The 8783-nt window shown below is 73.6% G+C and carries 5 protein-coding genes, 2 pseudogenes and 1 riboswitch; of the genes and pseudogenes, 5 read left to right on the forward strand and 2 right to left on the reverse strand.

Translation table 11 applies throughout. The annotated features are described in order from the left end of the window. Positions 1–121 precede the first annotated feature (121 nt). The 5 genes and pseudogenes from rlmN (at position 122) to ACWDSL_RS49855 (ending at position 6745) form a co-directional block, all read left to right on the forward strand. Positions 122–1267: a 23S rRNA (adenine(2503)-C(2))-methyltransferase RlmN gene (gene rlmN, locus ACWDSL_RS49835; protein WP_450495958.1), complete on the forward strand. Its 1146-nt coding sequence runs from the start codon at positions 122–124 to the stop codon at positions 1265–1267. Positions 1268–1330: 63 nt separating this feature from the next. Further along, a riboswitch (TPP riboswitch) is annotated at positions 1331–1435 on the forward strand. Continuing rightward, positions 1430–2509 (forward strand): thiamine ABC transporter substrate-binding protein, encoded by a 1080-nt coding sequence (locus ACWDSL_RS49840; protein WP_450495959.1) that lies wholly within the window; start codon positions 1430–1432, stop codon positions 2507–2509. It overlaps the preceding riboswitch by 6 nt. Before the next feature lie 89 nt (positions 2510–2598). Continuing rightward, positions 2599–4212, forward strand: coding sequence for an ABC transporter permease (locus ACWDSL_RS49845; protein WP_450495965.1), 1614 nt, complete (start codon positions 2599–2601; stop codon positions 4210–4212). After that, positions 4212–5243, forward strand: a complete 1032-nt coding sequence (locus ACWDSL_RS49850) for an ABC transporter ATP-binding protein (protein WP_450495961.1) — start codon at positions 4212–4214, stop codon at positions 5241–5243. Before ACWDSL_RS49845 ends, ACWDSL_RS49850 begins: the two co-directional genes overlap by 1 nt. A gap of 372 nt (positions 5244–5615) precedes the next feature. Then, positions 5616–6745, forward strand: a pseudogene (locus ACWDSL_RS49855) (glycosyltransferase family 4 protein). A gap of 49 nt (positions 6746–6794) precedes the next feature. Here ACWDSL_RS49855 and ACWDSL_RS49860 read toward each other — a convergent pair. Both ACWDSL_RS49860 and ACWDSL_RS49865 read right to left on the reverse strand, forming a co-directional pair. Further along, a complete protein-coding gene (locus tag ACWDSL_RS49860) occupies positions 6795–7964 on the reverse strand; it encodes an LOG family protein (protein ID WP_450495963.1) in 1170 nt (389 codons plus the stop codon). A gap of 78 nt (positions 7965–8042) precedes the next feature. Further along, a pseudogene (locus ACWDSL_RS49865) lies at positions 8043–8783 on the reverse strand (hypothetical protein); the annotation flags it as partial.

Genomic DNA, 8783 nt, shown 5'->3' on the forward strand with positions numbered 1-8783 from the left:
CCTCCATCGACATGGCCGTCCGGCTCATCAGGCCCGTCCGCCTTCGTACCGCTCATGATGGTTTGGCTCCCCCCGCCATCTGGCACGAGGCCGTACGCACGTCTGCGACACTGGTTGAACCATGCCCAAGCCCGGAGAACTCACATTCGTCACGCCGCGCGGAGCCAAGAAGCCCCCGCGGCATCTCGCCGACCTCTCGCCCGCCGAGCGCCGCGAGGCCGTGGCCGCCCTCGGAGAGAAGCCCTTCCGGGCCGGCCAGGTATCGCGCCACTACTTCGCCCGCTACAGCCACGACCCGGCCCAGTGGACCGACATCCCGGCCGCCGCGCGCGAGAAGCTGGCGGCCGGGCTGCTGCCGGACCTGATGAGCGTGGTGCGCCACATCAGCTGCGACGACGACACCACCCGTAAGACCCTGTGGCGGCTGTTCGACGGCACGCTCGTGGAGTCCGTGCTGATGCGCTACCCGGACCGGGTCACCATGTGCATCAGCTCCCAGGCGGGCTGCGGCATGAACTGCCCGTTCTGCGCCACCGGCCAGGCGGGCCTGGACCGCAATCTGTCCACTGCCGAGATCGTGCACCAGATCGTCGACGGGATGCGGGCGCTGCGGGACGGAGAATTCGGGGGGTCTGGGGGGTCGTCCCCCGGGGGGAAGCGCAGTCCCGGTGGCCCGGCGCGGCTGTCCAACATCGTCTTCATGGGCATGGGCGAGCCGCTCGCCAACTACAACCGCGTCGTCGGCGCCATCCGCAGGCTGACCGACCCGGAGCCGGACGGCCTCGGCCTGTCCCAGCGCGGTATCACCGTCTCGACCGTCGGGCTGGTGCCGGCGATGCTGCGGTTCGCCGACGAGGGCTTCAAATGCCGTCTCGCGGTGTCGCTGCACGCGCCCGACGACGAGCTGCGCGACACCCTCGTCCCGGTCAACACCCGCTGGAAGGTCCGCGAGGTTCTGGACGCCGCGTGGGAGTACGCGGAGAAGTCGGGCCGTCGCGTCTCCATCGAGTACGCCCTGATCAGGGACATCAACGACCAGGCATGGCGGGCAGACCTGCTGGGGCGGCTGCTCAAGGGCCGCCGGGTGCACGTCAATCTGATCCCGCTCAACCCGACGCCCGGCTCCAAGTGGACCGCGTCCAGGCCCGAGGACGAGAGGGCGTTCGTGGCCGCCCTGGAGGCACACGGCGTGCCCGTGACCGTCCGGGACACCCGGGGGCAGGAGATCGACGGGGCGTGCGGGCAGCTGGCGGCGACGGAGCGCTGAGGGCCGGCTGATACGGTGCCCTGGCACCACCCTCGTGCATACATCCACATCTCGTACAAGTGAACATTCCGACAGGGGAGCGCGAACAGCGCTGAGAGTGCGGCTCGGCCGCAGACCCTCGGACCTGATCCGGGTCATACCGGCGTAGGGAGTCAGTCTCATATGAACAGCCGTCTTCGGCATGCCGTCGTCGCCGCCCTCTTCGGCTCGCTCGGCCTCACCACGCTCGTCGCCTGCGGCGAGGATTCCGGCTCCGCAAAAGGCTCCGGTTCCAAGACCGTGAAGCTGGTCTCGCACGACTCGTTCGCCGCGTCGAAGGCCGTGCTGAAGGAGTTCACCCGGCAGACCGGCTACAAGGTGCAGGTCCTGCCGGGCGGCGACGCCGGGGCGGCCGTCAACCAGGCGATACTCTCCAAATCGCATCCCCAGGGCGACGTTTTCTTCGGGGTCGACAACACTCTGCTCTCCCGCGCGCTCGACAACGACCTGTTCGCCCCCTACCAGGCCAAGGGCCTGGACAAGGTCCCGGCGGCCCTCCAGCTCGACGCGGCCGAGCACCGCGTCACCCCGGTCGACTTCGGCGACATCTGCGTCAACTACGACCGCAAGTACTTCGCCGACAAGAAGCTGGCCCCGCCGAAGACCCTCGACGACCTGACCAAGCCCGCCTACAAGAACCTCCTGGTCACCGAGAACGCGGCCACCTCCTCGCCCGGCCTCGCGTTTCTGCTGGGCACGGCCGCCCGGTACGGCGACGACGGCTGGCAGGGCTACTGGAAGAAGCTCAGGGCCAACGGCGTCGAGGTCGTCGACGGCTGGGAGCAGGCGTACTACGACCGCTTCTCCGGTTCGGCGGGCGGCGCCAAGGGCGACCGGCCGCTGGTCGTCTCGTACGCCTCCAGCCCGCCCGCCGAGGTCGTCGACGCCAAGCCGCGGCCCGCGCAGGCCCCTACGGGGGTCGCGACGGGAACCTGCTTCCGGCAGGTGGAATTCGCCGGACTGTTGAAGGGCGCTTCGAACACCAAGGGCGGCAAGGCGCTGCTGGACTTTCTGCTGACCAAGCAGTTCCAGGAGGACGTGCCGCTCAACATGTACGTCAACCCGGCCCGCGAGGACGCGAAGCTGCCCGAGCTGTTCACGAAGTACGGTGTGAAGATCGCCGACTCGGCCACCCTGGACCCCCGGAAGATCGCCAAGAACCGTGACCAGTGGGTCAAGGCATGGTCCTCGCTCGTCCTGTAAAGCGGCCTGCCACTGAGCCGGAGGAGGCGAAGGAGCGCACCGGGCGGCGGCGCGCGCGGCTGCGCGAGGCGGCGCTGCGGCTGACCCTGATGGCCGTGCCCGCCGCCTTCTTCGCGCTGTTCTTCCTCTATCCGGTGGCCGCCATCGTCACCCGCGGGCTGCGCGTCGACGGCCACTGGCGGCTGGGCCGTATCGGCGATGTGCTCACCGACCCGGCGGTCCTGGACATCCTGTGGTTCACCGGCTGGCAGGCGGCCGCCTCCACCGCCCTGACGCTGGCGGTCGCGCTGCCCGGCGCGTATGTCTTCGCCCGCTTCACCTTCCCCGGCAAGCGGCTGCTGCGCGCCGTCGTGACCGTCCCCTTCGTCCTGCCGACCGTCGTCGCGGGCTCGGCGTTCCTGGCCCTGCTCGGCCACGGCGGGCTGCTGGACAACCTGTGGGGGGTGCGGCTCGACACCTCCGTATGGGCGATCCTCCTCGCGCACGTCTTCTTCAACTACGCGGTGGTGGTACGGACCGTCGGCGGGCTGTGGGCGCAGCTCGACCCGCGGCAGGAGGAGGCCGCACGGGTCCTCGGCGCGAGCCGCCTGGCCGCGTGGCGGCGGGTGACGCTGCCGGCGCTGGCGCCCGCCGTGGCGGCCGCCGCGTTGATGGTCTTCCTGTTCACCTTCACCTCCTTCGGCGTCATCCAGATCCTCGGCGGCCCCCGGTACGCCACCCTGGAGGTCGCGATCTACCGGGAGACCGCCCAGCTGCTCGACCTGCCGACCGCCGCCGTGCTGACGCTGGTCCAGTTCGCGGCCGTGGCCGCGGTCCTGGCCCTGCACGCGTGGACCGTACGGCGCCGCGAGGGCGCCTTGAAGCTGGTCGCCCCCGAACAGACCGCGCGCCGCCCCCAGGGCGCGGCCCAATGGGTGCTGCTGTGGGGCGTGCTCGCCGTCGTGGCGCTGCTGATCCTGCTGCCGCTCGCGGTCCTGGTCGAACGGTCCCTGGACGCCCCCAGCGGCTACGGACTCGACTACTACCGCGCCCTCCAGTCGGTGGCGGACAGCGGCGGGACGTTTTTCGTCGCCCCTATGGACGCCGTTTGGAACTCCCTGCGCTACGCCGCCGTGGCGACCGTCTTCGCCGTCGTCGTGGGCGGCTTGGCGGCGGCCGCGTTGACCAGGAAAGCGGGCAGACTGGTACGGGGCTTCGACGCGCTGCTGATGCTGCCGCTCGGCACCTCCGCCGTCACCGTCGGCTTCGGCTTTCTCATCGCGCTGGACGAGCCGCCGCTGGACCTGCGCGCCTCATGGATCCTCGTACCGCTCGCGCAGGCCCTGGTGGGCGTGCCCTTCGTCGTACGGACCATGCTGCCCGTGCTGCGCGCGGTGGACCACCGGCTGCGCGAGGCGGCGGCCGTGCTCGGCGCGTCCCCGCTGCGGGCCTGGCGGGAGGTGGACCTGCCACTGGTCGCGCGGGCCCTCGGGGTCGCGGCGGGCTTCGCCTTCGCCGTCTCGCTCGGCGAGTTCGGGGCGACGGTGTTCATCGCCAGGCCCGACCACCCGACCCTCCCGGTCGCCGTCGCCCGCTTCCTCGGCCGGGCCGGGCAGCTCAACTACGGCCAGGCCATGGCCCTGAGCACGATTCTGATGCTGGTGTGCGCGGGCTCCCTGCTGGTACTCGAGCGGATCCGCACCGACCGTTCGGGGGAGTTCTGATGACGCTGCTGCGACTGGACGAGGTGACGGTCCGCTACGGCGAGCGGGCGGCGCTGGACGCCGTGGACCTCGAGGTCGCCGAGCACGAGACGGTGTCGGTGCTGGGGCCGAGCGGCGGCGGCAAGTCCACGCTGCTGCGCGTCGTTGCGGGCCTGGAACGGGCCCACAACGGCCGGGTGTGGCTGGCCGGGCGGGACCAGACGGGGGTGCCCACCCACCGGCGCGGCGTGGGCCTGATGTTCCAGGACCACCAGCTCTTCCCGCAGCGTGATGTGGGCGGCAACGTCGCCTTCGGGCTGCGCATGCGCAAGGTGGCGCGCGCCGAGGCGGAGCGCCGGGTCGCCGAACTGCTGGAACTGGTCGGCCTGCCGGGCGCGCAGCGGCGCGCGATCGCCTCGCTGTCCGGCGGCGAGCAGCAGCGGGTCGCGCTGGCCCGCGCCCTGGCCCCGCGGCCCAAGTTGCTGATGCTGGACGAGCCACTGGGCCAGCTCGACCGCGGGCTGCGGGAGCGGCTGGTGGTCGAACTGCGCCAGCTCTTCGGCGAACTGGGCACCACGGTCCTCGCGGTCACCCACGACCAGGGGGAGGCGTTCGCGCTCGCGGACCGGGTGGTGGTGATGGACGGCGGGCGCATCGCGCAGACCGGCACCCCGCTGGAGGTTTGGCAGCGGCCCGCCACCGAGTTCGTCGCCCGCTTCCTCGGCTTCGACAACCTGGTTGACGCCACCGTACGGGGCGGGAGCGCCGACACACGCTGGGGCGAGTTGCCCGTGCCCGACGGCACCCCGCCCGGGCCGTGCCGGCTGCTGGTCCGCCCGGCCGGGGTACGGCTCACCTCCCTCGAGAAGGGCCTGCCCTGCACGGTGGCGGCGCGCACCTTCCGCGGCGACCGCGTGGCCCTCGTCCTCCAACCGGCGGGCGCGCCGCGCCTGGAGGCGGCGTGCCCGCTGCGGGACGCGCCGAAGGAGGGGGAGCGGGTCGGCGTCGCTTTCGACGCGGACGATGTGGTGGTGCTGGGCGCGGGCTCGTAACCGCTGATGTGCCACAGACGGGAGTAGCAGGTGGTCAGCCCGCTGACGGCGGCCGTCGGATACGGATCCGACCCCGCGGCGAAGCTCACCAGGACCGCGACCGGGCGAACCGCTCCGGTCGCCCAGGGGTAGGCGGGGGCGGCGGCTCGGGCGGGCGTCCGCCGCCCGTGGAAGGGGTGCGCATGGCGTCATTTCTTCGTACCACGGCGGCGGGCCGCGTCACCGTACGGGTTGATACTCGGGCCCCGTCTTCCGCCCACGGCGTGCCCCCTTGTCACACCACGGTGTGATGCCGGACTTACCTCCTGCGTGTGACGCGGCGGGGCAGGGTCGTTCGTAGCCTCGGGCCGTATGACCGAGCAGCCACGCGGGATGCCGCGCACCCTCGTGATCACCAATGACTTTCCGCCGCGCCAGGGTGGCATCGAGACCTTCGTCCAGGCCATGACCAGCCGCTTCCCACCGGAGGCTGTCGTCGTCCACACCTCGTCCGAGCCGGGCGCTGCCCCGTACGACGCCGGCCTGCCCCATCTCGTCGTCCGCGACGGGGCTCGCACGCTGCTGCCCACCCGGCGCGCCACCAGCCGCGCGGTGGAACTGGCCCGCCGCCACCGCTGCGACAGCGTGTGGTTCGGCGCCGCCGCGCCCCTGGGGCTGATGGCCGGGCGGTTGCGCCGCGAGGCGGGGGTGCGCCGGATCGTCGCCACCACGCACGGCCACGAGGTGTGGTGGGCCCGCACCCCGGGAACCCGAGCGCTGCTGCGCCGCGTCGGGGCCGGGGCGGACACCGTGACCTACCTGGGAGCCGCCACCCGCGCGCCTTCGCCGTCGCCCTGGGGTCCGCCGCCGCGGCCCGGATGACCCGGCTGGTCCCCGGAGTCGACACCTCCGCCTTCCGCCCCGGGCTCGACGCGCGGATCGTACGCGAGCGCCACCGGCTCGCCGGCCGGCAGGTGATCCTGTGCGCCGCCCGGCTCGTCCGGCGCAAGGGTCAGGACGCGCTCATCCGGGCCCTGCCGCTGGTGCGCCGGGCCGTGCCCGGGGCCGTTCTGCTGCTCGTCGGCGACGGCCCCTACGCGTACGGGCTGCGCCGGGTCGCCGACGCACACGGCGTCAGGGACGCCGTGGTTTTCGCGGGCGGGGTGCGGCACCGCGCGATGCCGTCCTATTACGCCGCCGCCGACGTCTTCGCGATGCCGTGCCGCACCCGCAAGGGCGGCCTGGAGGTCGAGGGCCTGGGCATCGTCTTCCTGGAGGCGGCCGCCGCCGGGTTGCCGGTGCTCGCCGGGGATTCCGGCGGCGCGCCGGACGCCGTCCGGGACGGCGAGACCGGGCATGTCGTCGACGGCCGCGCCACGCGCGCCATCGCCGACCGGCTGATCGCGCTGCTCCAGGACCGGCCCGCCGCCCGGGCCATGGGCGAGAAGGGGCGGGCCTGGGTGTGCCAGGAGTGGAGCTGGGACGCCTCGTACCGGACGCTGGCCCGGCTGCTCAGCCCGTAGGAGACGCCGCCCGGGATGCCCAGCCCGCCCGGGACGCCGCCTGGGCTGCTCAGCCCGCCTGGGACGACGCCGCCCGGGACGCTCCCACCGACGCCCCCAGCGAAATGAGCGCGCCCGGAGCTTCGTCCACCGAGTCCACCAGCGCGATCCGGGCCTTCATGGACCTGCCCTCGGCAAGCGCCTCCAGCAGCGGCCAGGTCGGCAGGCGGCGCGTCCAGTGGTCGCGGTCCACGAGCACCATCGGCGTCGGCTCGCCGCGCGACTCGTAGTAGTTCGGCGTCGCGTTGTCGAAGATCTCCTGTACGGTCCCGGCGGCGCCCGGCAGGAACACCACCCCCGCGTTCGACCGCGCCAGCAGGCCGTCCTCGCGCGTGGCGTTGGCGAAGTACTTCGCTATGTGCGAGGCGAACGCGCTGGGCGGCTCATGCCCGTAGAACCAGGTGGGGATGCCGACCGACGCGCCGCCGTCCGGCCACCGCTCGCGCACCGCGAAGGCCGCCTCAGCCCACTCGCCGACGGACGGCCGGAAGGAGGGGGCCTTGGCGAGCAGTTCAAGGGACTCGTCGAGCATGTCGTCGGCGAACGGGGCCGCGTACGCGCCCAGGTTGGCCGCCTCCATCGCACCAGGACCGCCGCCGGTCGCGACCGTGAGCCCGGCCCGCGCCAGGGCCCGCCCGAGCCGGGCCGCGCCCGCGTAGCCTTCGGAGCCGCGCTCCAGGGCGTGGCCGCCCATCACGCCCACGACCCGGGACCCGGCGAGGAGCTCGTCGAGGGCGTCGGAGACGGCGTCGTCGTGGATGGAGCGCAGCATCGAGGAGAAGATGTCGCCGTCGGCCTTGGTGCGCTGGAACCAGGCGTACGCCAGCGCGTCGGGCGTCCCCGCGTAGCCCTGCTCCGCCAGCCCCTCGAACAGCTCCTGCGGCGAGTAGAGGGTGCCGCGATACGGGTCGAACGGCAGCCCTGGCACCGGCGGGAAGACCAGCGCGCCGCCGGCCCGTACCTTGGCGGCGGCCTCCGGCTCCATCGGGCAGCCGAGGAAGACCGCCTCGGCGGTGTCCGTGTCGAGCAGCGCCCGCGTACGGCCCGTCAGGTCGACGGACTGGACGCGGTAACCGGCCAGGGTGCCGCGCGCCACGACCTCGTCGAACTCCCGCAGGGACTCGATCTCCCGGTCGGGGCACGGGTCTTGGGCGGCGGTGGAAGCGTCGTCGGTCAGCACGGCGACATGCTACTGGCGGCGCCGCGCGCGGTCTCGTCCCGTACGGCCCCAGTCCAGTGTTCCGTACGGCCGCGCCGGTCAGCGGTGGAACGGAAGTGTGCTCAGCTCCGCGATCGCCCAGGTCAGCGGCGTCAGCAGGACCAGCAGCGCCAGGCCGCGCAGGGCCGCGGCGCCGCGCAGCAGGCGCGGGGGCGTGCCCAGCCGCAGCAGGGCGTCCGTCGTCCCGCCCCGCGCGCTCTTCGCCTCGAGCGCCGCCGTGAGCACCGAGGCGGTGGCGCACATCACGATCAGGGCCGCGCCCAGGCCGGTGAGCGGGCCGAAGGGGCGGTGCCCGGACGGGCCGGAGCCGGTGCCGTACAGCTCGACCGCGGCGTACGCGCCGGTGGCGACGGCGCACAGCACGCCGACCGAATGCCCCAGGCGCCCCGCCTCCTGCTGCAACACCCGCCCGGCCAGCAGCCGCAGCGCGCCAGGGCGCCCGGCGGCCAGCAGTCTGCCGCACAGATGGGTGAGGCCGGGCCCGGCCAGCACCAGCCCGACCGCCGTCAGCGCCCAGCCGCCCACCACGCCGGGCGGGCTGCCCCCGAGTCCGCCGGGCAGCGGCAGCAGTGCGTCGGACGGCGGGGGCGGGCCGCTGTCCGTGTTGCCGGTGTATGCCTCCAGCGCGATCCCCGCCGCCGTCAGCGCGATCCCCCAGGGCAGCCCCCGGGCCGCGAGCTCCGGCGGCGCAGCGGCGCGCGGCACCCGCTCGGCGGCCCGCGGCCGCGCCCGGCCGCCGGTCAGCGCGCCGCCGGTCCGCGCCGCCCGCGCCCGCTGGGC

Source organism: Streptomyces sp. NPDC000941 (assembly GCF_053599555.1).